This window comes from Vibrio sp. 704, from assembly GCF_033339295.1.
Map to the genome: position 1 here is coordinate 1 of NZ_JAWOUH010000114.1, position 1,081 is coordinate 1,081.

At 46.1% G+C, this 1,081-nt stretch carries 1 protein-coding gene; it reads right to left on the bottom strand.

The window, feature by feature from the left end; translation table 11 throughout:
- Positions 1–226 precede the first annotated feature (226 nt).
- A partial coding sequence (locus R7R24_RS24825; RefSeq protein ID WP_318119753.1) for a sigma 54-interacting transcriptional regulator occupies positions 227–1,081 on the bottom strand: 855 nt, incomplete at its 5' end.

A 1,081-nucleotide genomic window follows, 5' to 3' on the forward strand; every position in this document is an offset into this window, starting at 1 on the left:
AATATGAAATGTTCATTGGATTTTGCTTGTTTCATTTGATCTTACTCGTCCAGAGCTCACAAGCGAAAATGATCTCGCTAATTTATCACCTTTGTGAACTCGCTCCAAACACAAAATCTTTTGCTGGTAGGGTGTTAGATCAAAATACGATGTCTATTTAACACTGTAGCCCGAATTTTGCAGACATGAGTTGCGCTATCTATGGCTAGTGGTGTTTTTGGTTTCGTTAACTTTGTCCGACCAAACCGTACTTTCTGACCATACCTCGTAGCTGGTGATAGCTTAATCCCAGCAATTCGGCAGCTTGTCGTTGGTTGAATTTTGCTTCCTCCAAGGCTCGATTGAGAAGATTGATATCTTGCTCCTCTTGCCACTGTTTGTAATCGAGAGGAAAGTGGATCGAAGTCGTTTGAGACGAGGCTTCTTCCTGAGGGTCTTCGTTTGCCGCAGTATGACCAAGCGCATTGTTCCAACCAGTGGCAAAAGGGTTAAAAATCAGCTCATCAATCGGTTCTGCATTTAATCCGTGTTGATAGATAGCGCGCTCAATTACGTTTTTTAGCTCACGTACATTACCTGGCCACGAGTAATCGAGTAGGGCTTGTTGCGCTTGATGAGTGCAAACAACGAAGTATTCGAGTTGCAACTCTCGACACATTTTCATTGCATAATGTTCGGCAAGCGACAGGATATCTTCTTTGCGCTCTCGCAGTGGTGGCAACATGATAACGTCAAAGGCTAGACGATCGAGTAAGTCGGCACGAAAGTCACCTTGCTCAGCCAGTCGTGGCAAATCTGCATTGGTAGCACACACTAAGCGCACATCCGCGTTAAGAGCGGTATGGCCACCGACGCGTTCGTATTCACCGTATTCAATCACTCGCAGCAGCTTCTCTTGCACAAGTAACGGCGCAGTTGCCAACTCATCCAAGAACAAGGTGCCACCTTCCGCACGTTCAAAACGGCCTTTATGTTTGCCTTTTGAACCAGTGAACGAGCCGGATTCATGGCCGAACAACTCGGAGTCAATCAAACCTTCGCTTAAGGTCGCACAGTTGAGAGAAAGAAGTGGCTTATCCCA